This is a genomic window from Mycobacterium sp. IS-1264 (genome assembly GCF_001954195.1).
Classification (GTDB): domain Bacteria; phylum Actinomycetota; class Actinomycetes; order Mycobacteriales; family Mycobacteriaceae; genus Mycobacterium.
This window is the reverse complement of record NZ_MBES01000010.1, coordinates 98,727-116,205: the sequence shown is the minus strand read 5'-3', so window position 1 is coordinate 116,205 and position 17,479 is coordinate 98,727. Positions and strand designations below refer to the sequence as shown.

Annotated in this window: 16 protein-coding genes; 8 read left to right on the top strand and 8 right to left on the bottom strand. The window is 69.0% G+C overall.

Going from position 1 to position 17,479, the window contains the following annotated elements:
• The first annotated feature begins 150 nt into the window (after positions 1 to 150).
• From modA to A5744_RS02520, 6 genes are all read left to right on the top strand, one after another.
• A complete protein-coding gene (gene modA, locus A5744_RS02545) occupies positions 151 to 930 on the top strand; it encodes a molybdate ABC transporter substrate-binding protein (protein WP_076058063.1) in 780 nt (259 codons plus the stop codon).
• A 9-nt stretch (positions 931 to 939) separates the two neighbouring features.
• Positions 940 to 1,746, top strand: a complete 807-nt coding sequence (locus A5744_RS02540) for an ABC transporter permease (RefSeq protein ID WP_076058062.1) — start codon at positions 940 to 942, stop codon at positions 1,744 to 1,746.
• 6 nt (positions 1,747 to 1,752) lie between these two features.
• Positions 1,753 to 2,868: a sulfate/molybdate ABC transporter ATP-binding protein gene (locus tag A5744_RS02535; protein ID WP_076058061.1), complete on the top strand. Its 1,116-nt coding sequence runs from the start codon at positions 1,753 to 1,755 to the stop codon at positions 2,866 to 2,868.
• 119 nt (positions 2,869 to 2,987) lie between these two features.
• Positions 2,988 to 3,977 (top strand): alanine and proline-rich secreted protein Apa, encoded by a 990-nt coding sequence (locus A5744_RS02530; protein ID WP_076058060.1) that lies wholly within the window; start codon positions 2,988 to 2,990, stop codon positions 3,975 to 3,977.
• Between the two features lie 81 nt (positions 3,978 to 4,058).
• Positions 4,059 to 4,358: a GlsB/YeaQ/YmgE family stress response membrane protein gene (locus tag A5744_RS02525; RefSeq protein ID WP_076058058.1), complete on the top strand. Its 300-nt coding sequence runs from the start codon at positions 4,059 to 4,061 to the stop codon at positions 4,356 to 4,358.
• A 9-nt stretch (positions 4,359 to 4,367) separates the two neighbouring features.
• Positions 4,368 to 5,372 (top strand): zinc-binding alcohol dehydrogenase family protein, encoded by a 1,005-nt coding sequence (locus A5744_RS02520; RefSeq protein WP_076058056.1) that lies wholly within the window; start codon positions 4,368 to 4,370, stop codon positions 5,370 to 5,372.
• A 7-nt stretch (positions 5,373 to 5,379) separates the two neighbouring features.
• Here A5744_RS02520 and A5744_RS02515 read toward each other — a convergent pair whose 3' ends face one another.
• From A5744_RS02515 to A5744_RS02500, 4 genes are all read right to left on the bottom strand, one after another.
• The gene (locus A5744_RS02515; protein WP_076058054.1) at positions 5,380 to 6,141 is read right to left on the bottom strand and encodes a CPBP family intramembrane glutamic endopeptidase; all 762 of its coding nucleotides are present in this window, start codon (positions 6,139 to 6,141) and stop codon (positions 5,380 to 5,382) included.
• 35 nt (positions 6,142 to 6,176) lie between these two features.
• Positions 6,177 to 8,573: a phosphoketolase family protein gene (locus A5744_RS02510; RefSeq protein WP_076058053.1), complete on the bottom strand. Its 2,397-nt coding sequence runs from the start codon at positions 8,571 to 8,573 to the stop codon at positions 6,177 to 6,179.
• A 46-nt stretch (positions 8,574 to 8,619) separates the two neighbouring features.
• A complete protein-coding gene (locus A5744_RS02505; protein ID WP_076058051.1) occupies positions 8,620 to 9,465 on the bottom strand; it encodes an SDR family oxidoreductase in 846 nt (281 codons plus the stop codon).
• An 88-nt stretch (positions 9,466 to 9,553) separates the two neighbouring features.
• Complete coding sequence (locus A5744_RS02500; protein WP_076058050.1) at positions 9,554 to 10,504, bottom strand: undecaprenyl-diphosphate phosphatase; 951 nt, start codon at positions 10,502 to 10,504, stop codon at positions 9,554 to 9,556.
• A gap of 105 nt (positions 10,505 to 10,609) precedes the next feature.
• On the opposite strand from A5744_RS02500, the gene A5744_RS02495 reads away from it, so the two are divergent.
• Both A5744_RS02495 and A5744_RS02490 read left to right on the top strand, forming a co-directional pair.
• On the top strand, positions 10,610 to 12,094 hold the full coding sequence (locus tag A5744_RS02495; RefSeq protein WP_076058048.1) for an acetyl-CoA acetyltransferase: 1,485 nt from the start codon (positions 10,610 to 10,612) through the stop codon (positions 12,092 to 12,094).
• 109 nt (positions 12,095 to 12,203) lie between these two features.
• Complete coding sequence (locus A5744_RS02490; protein WP_076058047.1) at positions 12,204 to 14,309, top strand: NAD-dependent epimerase/dehydratase family protein; 2,106 nt, start codon at positions 12,204 to 12,206, stop codon at positions 14,307 to 14,309.
• Here the strand turns inward: A5744_RS02490 and A5744_RS02485 are convergent.
• The 4 genes from A5744_RS02485 to A5744_RS02470 form a co-directional block, all read right to left on the bottom strand.
• Positions 14,298 to 15,530 carry an FAD-dependent oxidoreductase gene (locus A5744_RS02485; RefSeq protein ID WP_076058044.1) on the bottom strand — a complete coding sequence of 411 codons (1,233 nt, stop codon included), beginning with the start codon at positions 15,528 to 15,530 and terminating at the stop codon, positions 14,298 to 14,300. The genes A5744_RS02490 and A5744_RS02485 overlap by 12 nt on opposite strands.
• A 49-nt stretch (positions 15,531 to 15,579) precedes the next feature.
• Positions 15,580 to 16,305, bottom strand: coding sequence for a DUF72 domain-containing protein (locus A5744_RS02480; RefSeq protein WP_076058043.1), 726 nt, complete (start codon positions 16,303 to 16,305; stop codon positions 15,580 to 15,582).
• Positions 16,306 to 16,312: 7 nt separating this feature from the next.
• On the bottom strand, positions 16,313 to 16,948 hold the full coding sequence (locus A5744_RS02475; RefSeq protein ID WP_076058041.1) for an endonuclease: 636 nt from the start codon (positions 16,946 to 16,948) through the stop codon (positions 16,313 to 16,315).
• 64 nt (positions 16,949 to 17,012) lie between these two features.
• The gene (locus tag A5744_RS02470) at positions 17,013 to 17,477 is read right to left on the bottom strand and encodes a lipoprotein LpqH (protein WP_240562936.1); all 465 of its coding nucleotides are present in this window, start codon (positions 17,475 to 17,477) and stop codon (positions 17,013 to 17,015) included.
• Positions 17,478 to 17,479: the final 2 nt, after the last annotated feature.

Here is a 17,479-nt window from a genome sequence, read left to right as displayed (position 1 = left end):
GATCTCCGTCGATGTTACTGGACAGTAGCTATTCGGCGAAATTCCGGGCGGCGCGCCGCGCGAATCATTTGAATAACTATTCGGTCCGCACGTTTTTGCGACGATTTAGCCCCTAAGCGAACCGCATCCTCGGCGGGTTAGGGTTCATCCATGCGCAGGGTCCTGGCCTTCGGGCTATCCGCGATGCTGCTGACGGCCCTCGTATCCTGCGGCTCGAAGCCGCCCTCGTCGTCACCCTCCGGGCCGTCGCAGGCCTCCGGATCGATCGTGGTGTTCGCGGCGGCCTCGCTGAAATCCGCGTTCACTCAGCTCGGCGAGCGGTTCAAGACCGAGAACCCCGGCGGTCGCGTCGAGTTCGAGTTCGGGGGCTCCTCGGAGCTCGCGACCCAGCTGACCCAGGGCGCGACCGGCGACGTCTTCGCCTCCGCCGACACCGCCCAGATGGACGTTGTCACCAGGGCCGGGCTGCTAGCCGCCAACCCGACGAACTTCGCCGCCAACACGTTGGTGATCGTCACCGCGCCGGGCAATCCGAAAAACGTCGGGTCCTTCGCCGACCTCGCCAAACCCGGTCTCAGCGTGGTGATCTGCCAAAAGCCGGTGCCCTGCGGGTCGGCGACCCAGCGCGTCGAAGCCAGCACCCGGGTGCGCCTGAACCCGGTCAGTGAGGAGCTCAGCGTGACCGACGTCCTCAACAAGGTCACCAGCGGGCAGGCCGATGCGGGGCTGGTCTACGTCACCGATGCGCACAGCGCCGGAAACAAGGTGACGACGGTGCAGTTCCCCGAGGCCGCGAGCGCCGTCAACGTCTATCCGATCGGGGTGCTGAAGAAGGCGCCAAAGCCGGCCCTGGCGCAGAAGTTCGTGACTTTGGTGACCTCCGACGCGGGTCAGCAGATCCTGGCCCAGTCGGGCTTCGCCAAGCCCTGACGGCCGATCGTGCACCGGCCTACGGATCTGCCCCGCTGGGTATACATCCCCGCCGCCGCGGGGATCGTCTTCGTGGCGTTGCCGCTGCTGTCGATCGCGATAGAGGTCGACTGGCCGAATTTCTGGTCGCTGATCACCAGCCCTTCGTCGCGGACCGCGCTGCAGCTGAGCCTGAAGACCGCCGCCGCCAGCACGGCGTTGTGTGTGCTGCTCGGCGTGCCCACGGCGCTGGTGCTGGCCCGCGGCACCGGGCGGCTGGTGCGATTGCTGCGGCCGCTGATCCTGGTCCCGCTGGTGTTGCCGCCGGTGGTTGGTGGCATCGCGTTGCTGTACGCGTTCGGCAGGCTCGGGTTGGTCGGGCGGTACTTGGACGCCGCCGGCATCAGCATCGCGTTCAGCACCACCGCGGTGGTGCTGGCGCAGACCTTCGTCTCGCTGCCCTTTCTGGTGATCTCGCTCGAGGGCGCGGCGCGCACCGCGGGAGCCGACTACGAAGTGGTCGCGGCGACGCTGGGGGCTCGGCCCAGCACCGTGTGGTGGCGGGTGACGCTGCCGCTGCTACTGCCAGGCATGGCGTCGGGCGCGGTGCTGGCATTCGCCCGCTCGCTGGGGGAGTTCGGCGCGACGCTGACCTTCGCCGGTTCGCGGCAGGGGGTGACGCGCACCCTGCCGCTTGAGATTTACCTACAGCGGGTGAGCGACGCCAACGCGGCGGTGGCGTTGTCGATCCTGCTCGTGGCGGTGGCGTCGCTGGTGGTGCTCGGCCTGGGTGCCCGCCGGCTGACCGGGAACCCGATTGGGACTGGGGCGAGGTAGCCGGCGATGAGCGAGTTGCAGCTTCGCGCGGTAGTGGCCAATCGGCTACTGGGCGTGGAGTTTTCGGTGTCCGCGGGCGAGGTGCTCGCGGTGCTGGGGCCGAACGGCGCCGGCAAGTCGACCGCTCTGCACGTCATCGCCGGGCTGCTGCGTCCCGACGAGGGCCTGGTGCGGTTGGGGGATCGGGTGTTGACCGACACGTCGGCCGGCGTGCACGTGGCGACCCACGATCGTCGCGTCGGGCTGCTGCTGCAGGACCCGTTGTTGTTCCCGCACATGAGCGTCGCCGCCAACGTCGGCTTCGGACCACACAGCCGTCGAAGGATTCTCATGTCGCATTCCGCGCGCGCCGGGCGCCGCGAGACGGCGCTGCGCTGGCTGCGCGAGGTGGATGCCGAGGGACTCGCGGACCGAAAACCGCGCCAGCTGTCCGGCGGCCAGGCCCAGCGGGTGGCGATCGCCCGGGCGTTGGCGGCCGAGCCCGACGTGCTGCTGCTGGACGAGCCGCTCACGGGGCTGGACGTCGGCGCGGCCGCGGCCATCCGCGCGGTGCTGCGCAACGTGGTCACCCGCGGCGCCTGCGCCGTGGTCCTTATCACGCATGACCTACTCGACGTGCTGACCCTGGCCGATCGGGTGCTGGTGCTGGAGTCCGGGAAGGTCGCCGAGCTCGGCCCGGTGGCCGAGGTGCTGGCCGCGCCGCGCAGCCATTTCGCGGCGCGCATTGCGGGGATCAATCTGGTCAACGGGACGATCGCAGAAGACGGAGCGCTGCGCGCTCGCTCCGGCGAGCGCTGGCACGGGATTCCCACCCAGGAACTCGGCGCGGGGCGGGACGCCATCGCGGTGTTCCCGCCGACGGCGGTGGCCGTCTACCGCGACCGGCCGCACGGCAGCCCGCGCAATTGCATCGAGCTGACGGTCGCGGAGCTGGGAGTCCGCGGTTCCGCGGTCTTGGTGCGCGCCGCGGAGCAGGCCGACGGCGCGCCGGGCCTGGCCGCGGAAATCACCGTCGACGCCGCGTCCGAGCTGCGGTTGGCGCCGGGTCAGCAGATGTGGTTCTCGGTCAAGGCGCATGAAGTGGCGCTGTATCCCGCGGCGCAACGCCACGCTCACTCGTGACGGGCGAGCGAACTCCACGGATGCGAAACCGGTTGCACATCGGCAACATCGGGAGCACCGGATCGCATCGTCCGCAAGGCACCCTTGCGTCACAGCCGTAACACGGTAGGTTCGTCGCCATGGATCAGGTGGACCCGAACTCGACACGTCGCAAAGCACTGTGGGCGACGCTGGCGATCGCCACGGTGACCAGTGCCAGCGCCGTCACCATCGCGTTACCGGCGACGTCGCACGCCGATCCCGAGACCCCGACGCCGGTCCCGGCAACCACGACCGCGGCACCGCCGCCGGCGGGAGCTCCGGCGCCGAACGCGCAACCGGCGCCGAATGCGCAACCCGCGCCGGGCGATCCCAACGCTGTGCCGCCGCCGCCCGTCGACCCGAACGCCCCGCCGCCCCCCGACCCGAATGCCGGGCGCCTCGGCAATGCCGTCGGCGGATTCAGCTTCGTGCTGCCCCCCGGCTGGGTGGAGTCCGACGCGTCGCACCTCGACTACGGCTCGGAGTTGCTGAGCAAGACCATCGGCCAGCCGCCGGCGCCGAACCAGGCACCACCGGTCGCCAACGACACCCGCATCGTCATGGGCCGGCTGGATCAAAAGCTTTACGCCAGCGCCGAACCCAACAACGCCAAGGCCGCCGTCCGGCTCGGCTCCGACATGGGTGAGTTCTTCATGCCGTATCCGGGCACGCGGATCAACCAGGCGACGGCGTCGCTGACCGGCGCCAACGGGCTCACCGGAAGCGCCTCGTACTACGAGGTGAAGTTCAGCGACCCGAGCAAGCCGAACGGCCAGATCTGGACGGGGGTCATCGGGTCAGCTACCGCGAGCCCGCCGCAGCGCTGGTTCGTCGTGTGGCTCGGCACCTCGAACGACCCGGTGGACACGAACGCGGCCACGGCGCTCGCCCAGTCGATCCAGCCCTGGACGGCCCCGCCGGCCGCTCCCGCGCCGGGAGCCCCCGCGCCGGGAGCCCCCGTCCCGGCACCCGGAGCACCTGCCCCGGCGCCGGCTCCAGGCGCGCCCGCGCCGGCCGCTCCGCCGGCCCAAGCGCCCGCGGGAGAGGCCACTCCCACGCCAGCGCCGCAGCAGACCGAATCCGCCTGAGTTCGTTAGGCAAACGGGGTATACCGGAACCACGACCCGGTACCTGCGCCGGGCTTTGCCAGTGAACGCAAGGAGACCCGGATGGACGTCATGGCAGCAACCGAATTTCTTGCCCGCTCGACAACCCTGACCAGCGTCGGCTGGATCGGCTACATCATCATCGGCGGAATCGCGGGGTGGATCGCCGGCAAGATCGTCAAAGGCGGCGGTTCCGGCATCCTGATGAACATCGTGATCGGCGTCATCGGCGCGTTGATCGGCGGATTCCTGCTGAGCTTCTTCGTCGACACCGCCGCCGGCGGCTGGTGGTTCACCTTGTTCACCGCGATTCTGGGCTCGGTGATCCTGCTGTGGATCGTCGGGATGATCCGAAGGACCTGACGCACGACAATGCACGCGTGGCGAGTGCGGCGGCCCGGCCCGATGGAAACCGGTCCGCTCGAGCAGGTCACCGCCGACGTGCCGCGGCCCGAGCCATCCGAGTTGCTGGTGGCCGTGCGCGCGTGCGGTGTGTGTCGCACGGACCTGCACGTCGCCGAGGGCGACCTTCCGGTGCACCGCGAGCGAGTGACGCCCGGCCACGAGGTGGTGGGGGAGGTCATAGAGGTCGGTGCCGCGGCGGCCGGTGACGGCTTCGAGGTGGGCGATCGGGTCGGCATTGCCTGGCTGCGCCACACCTGCGGCGTCTGCAAGTACTGCCGTCGGGACGCCGAGAACCTGTGCCCGGAGTCGCGCTACACCGGCTGGGACGCCGACGGGGGATACGCCGAATTCGCCACGGTCCCTGCGGCTTTCGCACACCACCTGCCGAGCGGCTACAGCGACAGCGAGCTCGCACCGCTCTTGTGCGCCGGCATCATCGGATACCGCTCCCTGCTGCGCGCCGAGCTACCGCCGGGCGGCCGGCTGGGTATCTACGGCTTCGGCGGCAGCGCCCACATCACCGCGCAAGTCGCACTGGCCCAAGGGGCCGAGGTGCACGTGATGACCCGCGGAGCCGAGGCGCAGGAGCTGGCGCGCAAGCTCGGCGCCGCATCGGCGCAAGGCGCGGCCGATCCGCCGCCGGTGCCGCTGGACGCCGCGATCCTGTTCGCCCCGGTCGGCGATCTGGTGCTGCCCGCGATGGAGGCGCTCGACCGGGGCGGGACGTTGTCGATCGCCGGGATTCACCTGTCTGACATTCCGAGCCTGAACTATCAACGCCACCTGTTTCAGGAGCGCGAAATCCGGTCGGTCACGTCGAATACCCGGGCCGACGCGCGGGCGTTCCTCGACTTCGCCGCCGGGCACCACATCGAGGTGACCACGCCGGAATACCCGCTCGCACAAGCGGATCGGGCGCTGGCCGATTTGGCCGGCGGACGCATCGCCGGCGCCGCCGTGCTGCTTGTGTGACGCGACGTCAGGTCGACAGGTGCCAGACGAGCGCGGCGGCCAGGGCGCCGAGCCCATTCAGCGACCAATGCAGGGCGATCGGCGCGATCAGGCTGCCGCTGCGCCGGCGTAACCAGCTGAAGACGAATCCGGCTGTCGCGGTGGCCAATACGGCCAGCGTCACCCCGGCCAGCATCCCGACGAAACCGCCGCCGAACACCCGGGTGAAGCCGACGTTGCTGCTCGTCAGCCCGAGCGACGTGGCGACGTGCCACAGGCCGAATAGCAGGGAACCCGACAGTGCGACCCCGCGAAATCCCCAGGCCCGGCTCAACGCGCCGTGCAGCACACCCCGGAAGGCCAACTCCTCGGGGATCACGGTTTGCAGCGGGATGATGACCATCGACGCGATCAGCGCGCCCGAGATCGTCGCGTAGTGATTGTTCATGAACATCGGCCGGGTCATCGGCAGCAGCACACCGACTGCGATGACCGACGCGACCACGCCCACGGCGGCCAGCGCATAGCCGAACCCGGACTTCCAGTGTTCGCGGCCCAGGCCGAGGTCGGCCCAGTCCAGGCCGTTGGCCCGCATCAGCAACGCCAGCCCTACCGCGGCGGCGGGGACGGTCGCGACGCTCGCCCAGGGCGTGGTGAAGTGCGCGATCAGGTTGGTGAGCACCAGCACCACGACCACCACGGCGATGTCGAGGTGGACCCGGAAGCGGTGCAGCGCCGAAAGCTGCGACACCACCGGATGGGTGTGGGCGGCCGTCGTCGCGTCGGGCATCGGGCAAGTTTACCCGCGGCTCGCGTCGGCCCGGCTCACTTCGACTGCGGCGCCTCCCAGGTCCAGCCGGCGATCGCCGGATCGTCCTCGCCGTGCTCGCGGGTGTAGCGGCGGGCGGCGATACGCGCGTCCTCCATCCGTTGACGAAGCACCGCGGCGCGATTGGCCAGCCCGTCCACGCGGTCGATGACATCCATGACCAGGTGGAAGCGGTCGAGGTCGTTGAGCATCACCATGTCGAACGGCGTCGTGGTGGTGCCCCGTTCTTTGAACCCGCGCACGTGGATGTGGTGGTGGTTGGTGCGGCGGTAACTGAGCCGATGGATCAGCCACGGGTAACCGTGGTAGGCGAAGATCACCGGCTTGTCGCGGGTGAACAGCGCGTCGAATTCGTTGTCCGGCAAGCCATGTGGGTGCTCGGAGTCAGGCAGCAGGCGCATCAGGTCGACGACGTTGACCACCCGCACGGCCAGGTCGGGCAGTTCGCGGCGCAGGACGTCGGCGGCGGCCAGCGTCTCCTGCGTCGGGATGTCCCCGGCGCAGGCGAGCACCACGTCGGGCTCGGCGGTGGCCGTGCTCGCCCACTGCCAGATCCCCAGCCCGCGGGTGCAGTGCGCGATCGCATCGTCCATCGAAAGGTAGCTCAGCGCCGGCTGCTTGCCGGCGACGATGACGTTGATGTAGTCGCGGCTGCGCAGGCAGTGGTCGGCGACCGAGAGCAGCGTGTTGGCATCCGGCGGCAGGTAAACCCGGACGATCTCGGCCCGCTTGTTGGCGACCAGGTCGATGAACCCGGGGTCCTGATGGGACGCGCCGTTGTGGTCCTGGCGCCACACGTGCGAGCTCAGCAGGTAATTCAACGACGCGATCGGCTGGCGCCACGGCAACTCGCGGCTGGTGGACAGCCATTTCGCGTGCTGGTTCAGCATCGAATCGACGATGTGTACGAACGCCTCGTAGCAGTTGAACAGCCCGTGCCGGCCGGTCAGCAGATAGCCTTCCAGCCAGCCCTGGCACAGGTGCTCGGAGAGCACCTCCATCACGCGGCCGTCCGGCGCGAGGTTTTCGTCGTCGGGCCCTGTCTCCGAAAGCCAGACCTTGTCGGTGGATTCGTACACGGCGTCCAGCCGGTTCGACGCGGTCTCGTCGGGCCCCATCAGGCGGAAGCGGTCCGGGTTACGGGCGATGACGTCGCGCAGGAACGTGCCCAGCACCCGGGTCGCCTCGTGCATCGTCGACGCCGGTTGTTCGACCGCCACCGCATAGTCGCGGAAGTCCGGGAGGTCCAACTCGCGCAGCAGCAGCCCGCCGTTGGCGTGCGGGTTGGCGCTCATCCGGCGGTCACCACGCGGTGCGATCGCCCGCAGCTCGGTGCGCAGCGCGCCGCTCTCGCCGAACAACTCCTCGGGGCGGTAACTGCGCAGCCACTCCTCGAGCTGCGCGCGGTGCTCGGGGTTTTCGTGCGTCGCGGCCAGCGGCACCTGGTGTGCCCGCCAGGTGCCCTCGACCCGCTTTCCGTCCACCTCCTTGGGTCCGGTCCAGCCTTTCGGCGTGCGCAGCACGATCATCGGCCACACCGGCCGGCCGGTTTGCTCGCCGCTGCGGGCCGCGCGCTGAATCGCCGCGATGTCGTCGAACGCGTCGTCGAGGGCGGCGGCCAGCTGCTGGTGCACCGACGCCGGGTCTTGATCTTCGTCACCGGCCACCGTGATCGGCCGGTACCCGTAACCGCGCAACAGGGATTCGAGCTCGGTCTGCGGGATTCGCGCCAGCACCGTCGGGTTGGCGATCTTGTACCCATTGAGGTGCAGGATCGGCAGCACCGCGCCGTCGACGGCCGGGTTGAGGAATTTGTTCGAGTGCCAACTGGTCGCCAGCGGCCCGGTCTCGGCCTCGCCGTCGCCGATGACGCACGCGACCACCAGATCCGGGTTGTCGAACGCCGCGCCATAGGCGTGCACCAGGGCGTAGCCGAGTTCACCGCCCTCGTGGATCGACCCGGGGGTCTGGGCGGCGACGTGGCTGGGGATGCCGCCGGGGAAGGAGAACTGACGGAACAGCCGGCGCAGCCCGTCGGTGTCCTCTCCGATGCCGCTGTACACCTCGCTGTAAGTGCCCTCGAGGTAGGCGTTCGCCACCAGCCCGGGCCCACCGTGGCCGGGCCCGGTGACGTAGATGACGTTGGCGTCGCGGTTGCGGATGATCCGGTTCAGGTGGGCGTAGATGAGGTTGAGTCCCGGCGTGGTGCCCCAGTGACCCAACAGCCGCGGTTTCACGTGTTCGGCCGACAGCGGCTCGGTCAGCAGCGGGTTGTCCAGCAGATAGATCTGCCCGACCGACAGGTAGTTGGCGGCGCGCCAGTACTTGTCGATGAGGCCCAGTTCGTCGTCGGAGAGTTTCGTGGTCGAGGTCGTTGCGGTTTCTAGGCTCACCCGGCCGATTGTCCGCGCTTTCGATGAACGCCGCGCTGGGCGGCCCTCATTCTTCGCCGCGGGCGCGGGCCTCGTAGGCCCGGCGCTGTTCGACGTCGACCTCATCGGTGAAGACGTGCTCGCCGCCGAGCAGGCGGTTGAGGCCCTCGCCCAGCCTGCGCGGCATGAACTTCTGCGAAGCGACCATCGCGCCGGCCGCCCTGGTGACGCGCACCCGCGGCCTCGGGCGAACCACCAACCCGACGATCGCGTCGGCGATTTCCGAGGGCTCGGCATTGCGGAATCCCTTGGCGCCCTTGGTGCCCGCGGTCAGCTCGGTGTTGACGAACGACGGCAGCACCATCGAGAAGTGCACGCCGGCCGAGCGGTATTCGAGCCTCGCGGAATCGGTGAACGCGACCACCGCGTGCTTGCTCGCGCAGTAGGTGGCCAGCCCGACGGCGTAGATCTCCCCGGCCAGTGAGGCGACGTTGATGACGTGTCCGGATCCGCGGGGGACCATGCGCTGGACCGCCAGCTTGCTGCCCAGCATCACGCCGTAGACGTTGATGTCCAGAATGCGCCGGGTGACCGCGTCGGGCTCGTCGATGATCCGGCCGACCGGCATGATGCCGGCGTTGTTGACCAGCACATCGATCGGTCCGAGCTGGCGCTCGACGTCATCGAGGAACTCCGAAAACGAGTGCGGGTCGGTGACATCGAGCTTGCCGTGCACGTCGAGGCCGAGCGCGGCGCCCGATTCCTTCACGCACACCTCGTCGATGTCGCCGATCGCGACCTTGGCGCCCAAGTTGTGCAGCGCGGTCGCGGTGGCCAATCCGATGCCCCGCGCGCCGCCGGTGATCACGATGACCTTGTCGCGGACCTTCAGGCCTACTGCGGTGTCTGCCATGTTGATCCCTTCCGGTCTTAACAGGTGTCAACTATGCGATCCGGTAAGCACAGCACTCGACGTCGGGGTGCGCAATAAGCCCGCCCGCTCAGCGCAGGGTCAGCCAGGCCAGGCTCGCGGCGCCAACCAGGGCGCAGTAGACGGCGAACGGTGTCAGGGTGCGCGTTTGGAAGTACCGGGTGAGATAGCGCACGGCGAGGTAGGCGCAGACGAACGACGCGATGCTGCCGGCCAGGACCTGCCCGCCGATGCCGCTTCCCAGCGGCCCGAACAGTTCCGGGATCTTGTAGATTCCGGCCGCCAGGATGATGGGCGTCGCCAGCAGGAAGGAGAACCGGGCGGCGTCTTCGTGGGACAGGCCGCGCCAGAGGCCGGCCACGATCGTGATGCCGGAGCGGCTGATGCCCGGCAGCAGGGCCAGGATTTGCGCCGAGCCGATCAGCACACCCCGGCCCAGGGGCAGTTCGGCCAGCCGGTTGTCGACGGCCTCGCCGCTGTGCGCGGCCTCGCCGCTGTGCGCGGCCTCGTCGTTGGGTGCGGCCCCCTCGGCTGGCGGCGGGTCGTCGCGAGCGGGCGCCACGCGGCGGCGCAGGACCTCGCCCGCATACAGGGCGATGCCGTTGAGGAGCAGAAACGCCGCCGCCGGAATGGGTTTGCCCAGCGTGGTGCGGAACAACTGTTCCAGCGCTAGGCCGGCCAGGCCCACCGGGATGGTGGCCAGCACGATCAGCCAGGCCAACCGCTCTTCGGGGGTGCGGATTCGGCGATACCGCACCGAGGAGAAGAATCCCGCCAGGATGCGCACCCAGTCGCGCCAGAAGAACACCAGCAGCGCCGCGGCCGTCGCGACGTGCAGGCCGACGATGAACGCCAGGTAGGGCGACTGGGGCGCGGACACGTTGAGGTCTCGGGCCCATTGCCCGCCGACCAGCGCCGGCACCAACACCGAGTGCCCGAGGCTGGAAACCGGGAACAGTTCGGTGATGCCCTGGGCGGCGCCGACGATCACGGCTTCGACATAGCTCAAGTGCGCGCTCATTGGTTGGCGGTCTCCATCCGATCGTGGGTCGGCCTGTGACGATAGCCAAAGCCTCGTGCCCGATGCCCGCGGTGGCCCGGTCCATAGACACGCTAAATTCGGTCCATGACCGTCGCCCCCCGTACACCGGTGCTGATCGGCTGCGGTCAGGTCAACCATCGCGACGACATCGACCCGCAGACGCGGTCCGTCGAACCGGTCGACCTAATGGCCGCCGCGGCCCGGCAGGCCGGCGATCCCCGGGTGATCGACGCAGTCGATTCCATCCGGGTGGTCAACGTGCTGTCGGCGCACTACCGGGATCCCGCGCTGCTGCTCGGCGAGCGGATCGGCGCCTCGGGCTTCCGTACGCGCTACAGCCCGGTGGGCGGCAACGTGCCGCAGTCGCTGGTCAACCAGGCGTGCATGGACATTCAGGCGGGCCGGGCCGGCGTGGTGTTGCTCGCCGGCGCCGAAACGTGGCGGACCCGGCGGGGACTGAAGGCCAAGGGCGGCAAACTCGAGTGGACGGTTCAGGACGACTCCGTCCCGCTGGCCGAGGTCGGCGGCGACGACGTCCCGATGGCCGGCGACGCGGAGATCAGGATCGGCCTGGACCGGCCCGCCTACGTCTACCCGCTGTTCGAGCAGGCGCTTCGCGTCGCCAACGGCGAATCCGTTGACGACCACCTCGACCGCGTCGCCGAATTGTGGGCGCGCTTCAACGCCGTCGCGGTCGGCAATCCCAACGCCTGGATCCGTAAGCCGGTGACCGCGGAGGAGATTCGGCGGCCCGGACCGCAGAACCGGATGATCAGCTGGCCGTACACCAAGTTGATGAACTCCAACAACATGGTGGACCAGGGCGCGGCCCTGATCCTGACGTCGGTCGAGCAGGCACAACGCCTGCGGATCCCGGCCGACCGCTGGGTTTACCCGCATGCGGGCACCGACGCGCACGACACCCCGGCCATCGCCGAGCGTGACGAGTTGCACCGGTCCACCGCCATCCGGATCGCGGGCGCCAGGGCGCTGGAGCTCGCCGGCCTGGGCATCGACGAGGTCGACTACGTCGACCTGTACTCGTGCTTTCCGTCCGCCGTTCAGGTCGCCGCGGCCGAACTGGCGCTGGCCGTCGACGATCCGGCGCGTCCGCTGACCGTCACCGGCGGGCTGACGTTCGCGGGCGGCCCGTGGAGCAACTACGTCATGCACTCGATCGCCACCGTCGCCGGTCTGCTGGTGGAAAATCCGGGACGGCGCGCCCTGATCACCGCCAACGGCGGCTACCTGACCAAGCACAGCTTCGGTGTCTACGGCACCGAACCTCCTTCCGAATTCCGTTGGGAGGACGTGCAATCCGCGGTGGATCGCGAGCCCACCCGCGACGGGTTGGTCGAGTGGGAGGGCGTCGGCACCGTCGAAGCCTGGACGACTCCGTTCGACCGGGAGGGGCTGCCGGAGAAGGCATTTGTTGCCGTGCGCACGCCCGACGGGTCGCGAACGCTGGCGGTGATCAACGATCGCGCCGCGGCGCAGGAAACCGTGCATGAGGACATCGGTGGCGCCAAAGTTGCCGTCGCGACCGACGGCAGCGCCACGCTGCGGTAGCCCGCCGCGGGAATACCGCCAGGCCAGAGCCCGGTTTGGGGAGTAACAGTCGCGAAACTGTTGGCGACTTGCCTATTGTCGAAGCGGACGTCGTGGGAGGTGAGCCTGGGTGCAGATCCTGGTTACCGACGCCACCGGCACCGTCGGGCGGCTGGTCGCACGCCAGCTCATCGCGGCCGGCCACAGCGTCAGTGGCATTGCTGAGCGCCCGCACGCCTGCCTGGACCCAAACGTCGAATTTGTTTGCGCGCCCCTGAGCGACCCCGTCCTGCAGCAGCTGGCCGACGAGGCCGACACGGTCATCCACCTGGCCCCGGTCGACACGACCGCCCCCGGCAGCGCGGACATCGACGGCGTCGCGCGGGTGACCCATGCCGCCGCCCGCGCCGGCGCGCGCTTGCTGTTCGTCTCCCAGGCCGCGGGCCGGCCCGACCTGTATCGGCCCGCCGAGGAGCTGGTGTCCACCAGTTGGGCGCCGAGCGTGGTCGTCCGGATCGCGCCGCCCGTCGGCCGTCAGCTCGACTGGATGGTGTGCCGCACCGTGGCCACCCTGCTGCGCAGCAAGGTTTCCGCGCAGACCATGCGGGTACTGCACCTCGACGACCTGGTGCGCTTCCTGGTTTTGGCGCTGAACACCGACCGCACCGGTGTCGTGGACCTGGCTACGCCGGACGCCACCAACGTGATCACGGCCTGGCGGGTGCTGCGATCCGCCGATCCGCGTTCGCGGCCGTATGGGGTTCGCAGCTGGTCACAATTGATTCCGGAGATGGATATCACTGCGGCGCAAGAGGATTGGGGATTCGAGTTCGGCTGGCAGGCGATCGAGGCGGTCGCCGACACCGCGCGCGGACTCGCCGGCCGCAGACTCGGACCCGCCGGTGCGGTCCACCATGGGGGGCGATTGGCGCTGCCGGTGGAGGTGCTCCCGCGGCACGCGCCGCCCGGTTCGCTGCGCAACGCCGCACCGGAGGGCATGGAGGGTGAATTCGACGACCTGATCGATCCGCGGTTCCCGGTTTTCAGTGCGACCGGCCTTGCCGAGGCGCTGCCCGGACCGCTGACCCCGATAACCCTGGACGTCCAGTTGAGCGGACTGCGGACGGCCGGACGGGTGATGGGTCAGGTGCTTGCGCTCGGTGGCGTCGTGGGCGACGAATGGGGGAGCAGGGCCATCGCGGTGTTCGGTCATCGCCCTTACGTCGGGGTGTCATCCAATGTCATTGCCGCCGCCCAGCTCCCGGGCTGGGACTCCGAAGCCGTCGTCCGGAATGCCCTGATCGACCAGCCACAGGTCGGTGACCTGCTGCCGTTCGGTCCGCCGCAGCTGGCCAGCGGGGCGGTGGGGTCGGTCGCCAAGGCGGTCGCCGCGGCGAGATCGCTCGCCATATTGCGTCACCTGCGGACCAACACGCGCGCCTACGCCGCCGCGGCCACCGCCGAACACCTCGATGACGCGCAGCTGGGTCTGCTTTCCGATGCCAGCCTAGGGGTGCGGCTCCGGCTGCTGCGGGACCGGATTCACCAGGGCTGGATCCTGACGGCGTTGTCGTTGATCGACACCGGCGTCACCGCGGCCGCGTTGGAGCGCACCGGGGTGGGAACCAGGGTGCCGGGACTGGGCACGATCTTGGAGGGTGGCCGCGTCACGGCCGAGATCGCCGAGCTGGCAACGATATTGCGCGCCGACCCACCGCTGGCCGCGCTGGCCCGGGACCGCAATCTCGACAGCATCCGCGCGTTGTCTCCGGGGACCGCCGCCGCGCTCGACGCCGCGGTCGCCCGCATCGGCCACCGCGGGCCGGGGGAAGCCGAACTGGACAGCACGGTGTTCGTCGACGACCCGGCGATGCTGCTGGCGGCGGCCGCCGAAGCCGCCGAGGCCCCCGCCCAGCCGCCGCCACCCGCGACACTGGCCCGGCGTCTTGCCGACAATGCCCGCGTGTCGCGCGAGCTGGCTCACGACGCCACCATCCGATTCACCCATGAGCTTCGAACGACGTTGCGCGAGTTGGGTTCTCGACGGGTCGCGGCGGACATGATCGACGTCGTGGCCGACGTGTACTACCTGACCTGCGACGAGCTGGTCACGATGCCGGCCGATGCCCGGTTGCGGATCAAGCGCCGGCGCGCCGAGCGGGAGCGCCTGCAGGCGCAACGCCCACCCGACGTCATCGACGGGACATGGGTGCCCGCCGAGACGTCAGCTCACTAGGTCGGCAAGCGGGGACTGCGGATCGGCCAGCGCGCCGGGGTCGACGGAAGTCCCGGACCTGATCAGCGCTTTGACGTCGTCGAGCACATCCCAGACGTTGACATTCATCCCGGCCAGCACCCGGTTGTCGCCGTCGAGCCAAAACGCGACGAATTCGCGCCCGCCGACGTCACCGCGGAACACCACCCGCTCGAAGTTGGGTGCGTGCCCGACGTACTCCATCCCGAGGTCGTACTGATCGGTGAAGAAGTAGGGCAGCTCCGCGTATTCGCCTGGCTCGCCGAGCATTCCGGCGGCCGCCACCGCGGGCTGCTTGAGCGCGTTAGCCCAGTGCTCGGTGCGAATCCGGCAGCCGAACAGCGGGTGCTCGGCCGCGGCGATGTCGCCGACCGCGTAGATGTCAGGATCGCTCGTGCGCAGCGACGCGTCGACCAGCACACCGCCGTCGCCCATGGCGAGCCCGGCCTGTTCGGCGAGTTCGACGTTCGGCTTGGCGCCCACGGCCACCAACACCGCATCAGCGGCGACCGTCGACCCGTCCCGCATTTTCAGGCCGGTGGCCTTGCCGCCCGTGGTCGAAATCTCCTCGACCTGCGCCTCGAGCCGCAAGTCCACGCCGTGATCGCGATGGAGGTTGGCGAACACTTCGCCCACCGATTCGCCGAGCGCGGCCAGCAGCGGCTGTTTGGCCGTCTCGACGACGGTCACGGCGACGCCACGCTGTCGGGCGCCGGCGGCCACCTCCAGCCCGATCCATCCGGCTCCGACCACGGCCAGTGAAGACCCTTCGGCGAGAATAGAATTCAGCGCCACGGCGTCGTCGTAGGTGCGCAGATAGTGGACCGCGTCGGCGTCAGATCCGGGTATCGGCGGACGCCGCGAGGCCGATCCGGTCGCCAGCAGCAGTTTGTCGTACCGCACCGCGGTTCCGTCGGGGAGGGCCACGGCGTGTTCGGCGGGGGTCAGGCCTGCCACAGGCGAGCCGAGTCTCAGGTCGACGTCGTGGTCGCGGTACCACTCGGAATTCTGCACGGTGAAATCGGCCAGCGATTTCTTGCCGGCGAGATACTCCTTGGAAAGCGGTGGTCGCTCGTAGGGCAGGTGTTCCTCTTCGGCGAAGAGGATGACTTGGCCATCAAAGCCGCTGTCGCGCAACGCTTCTGCCGCCTTGGCTCCAGCAAGTCCGCCGCCGATGATGACGAATGTGGTCGAGCTGGCCATGATTGCTGCTCCGTTCTTTCGTCGACATTCCCAGCCTACGCGGCCCGGCTCAGGCCAAAAGTTCTTGCAAAGTCAGGGCATTGCGGACGGCGTGACCGCCGAGGTCGTTGTTGAAATACACCCATACGTCCCTGCCGTCGCGGTCCCAGCCGACGATTCGGTCGGCCCAGCGCCGCAGGTCGTCTTCGGAATAGCAGCCGGCGTAGATCGAATCCTGATCCGGGCCGTGCAGCCGGATGTACACCAGATCGGTGGTGGCGCGCGGCACGCACGCCAATCCGGCGCCGCTCATCACCACATACGCCGCGCGGCGGCGTTCGAGCACTTCATAGACCGCGGGGTCGTTCCACGAAGGATTGCGCAGCTCCACGGCCACCCGGATCGACGCCGGCACTTGCCGCAGAAACGAATCCAGCCGCGCGTCGTCGCGCTGCTGCTCGGGGTGCAGCTGAACGAGCAGCACACCGCGCCGATCACCCAGCAACTGCCAACAGCGCTCGAACCGTTCGATCCAGGGCTCCGGGGAGGCCAATCGGCGGTAGTGGGTCAGTCCGCGATGGGCCTTGACCGACATGGTGAAGCCGGCCGGCAGTTGGTCGCGCCACCCCGCGAAAGTCGAATCCTTGGGCCAGCGGTAGAAGCTGGCGTTCAGCTCGACGGTGTCGAACACCTCGACGTAGCGCGCCAGCCGCTTGCCGGCCGGCAGGCCGGGCCGGTAGAGCACGTCGTTCCAGTGCTGGTACGACCAGCCCGACGTACCGATCCGCACCGTCACCGGGCGCTCAACCGGTCACCCGCTGGCGCAGATCGTCGTCCAGGGAGACCCGCACCAGCGCGGCGGCCAGCCGGGCGTTGGCCCGCGGAGCCAGCGAGGCCAGCTTCGCCGCGTCGGCCGGCAGGCCCAGCCGCTTAGCCGCGGCGGTGGCGCGGCCGTCGAAATATGGGCGAACCCAGGTCCATACGTCCTGCACCTCGCGTAGGTAGATATCGGCGCCGGTTTCACCGATTCCCTTGAACGTCTTGAGCATTCGCTTGGCCTCACGGACGTCTTGATTGCTGCGGCCATCGAGTTCGCGGAGGTCGCCGGAATACTCGTCGCAAACCCGCCTGGCAATGTCGGTGAGGCGGGTGGCCGAGCTTTCGTCGTAGCGCACGTAGTGAGCGCGGCCGAACGCGCTGATCATGGTCCGCCTGTCGGAGGCCAGGACGGCCTTCGGGGTCCGCAGGCCCGTCTTGAAGAGCTCACGGGCAGCACGGACGGCGGTGGCGGCATCGATCGGCTTGCTGGCCAGCATGCACAGCACCAGGAGCTGAAACAGCGGCATCGGTTTGTCGTTGACTCGAATGCCCGCCTCGGCGGCGTACGTGGTGCCGGCGACCCTGAGCAATCGCTGCACCACTTGCTCGCGCCCGCTCATACCGCACCGCGTACCCGCGCCGTTCGCCTGCAAACCGGGGCGGGTGCTTGCCTCGCAGCTGGGTTCACCGCCTTGGTGGGCAGGTGAACTCCATCTCGAAAGGTTTGGATACGGTCCCGCTGCCGCCAGGGCTATCACTTGCAGTTCCGACGATTTTGAAGGTAGATCCGCTCTTGGTGACAGTCGGTTTGGGGCCGATATTTGACTCGTAGTACGTCAGCGGCATCCCGTCGACCATGCCGAGGGTGAGATCTTTCACCGTCGGATTGTCGCCAGCACTCAGGGTGACGGCGATGCCATCCTCTCGGCTGCCAATGTTGGCCATCACCATGTTGGCCGCCGTCACGCACGCGACTTCGTTCTGAACCGGCCGGACCTTGCCGTCCACGACGACGTTCGGCGCAGCAGCAACCGATCCGCTCGGAGCTCGCGCGCCGGCGCCATTGCCTGAGCCGCTCGAGCACCCGACAAGCGCAACACCGACGACCGCTGCGCTACCGATGGCGACCCAACACCCGCGCTTCACCACAA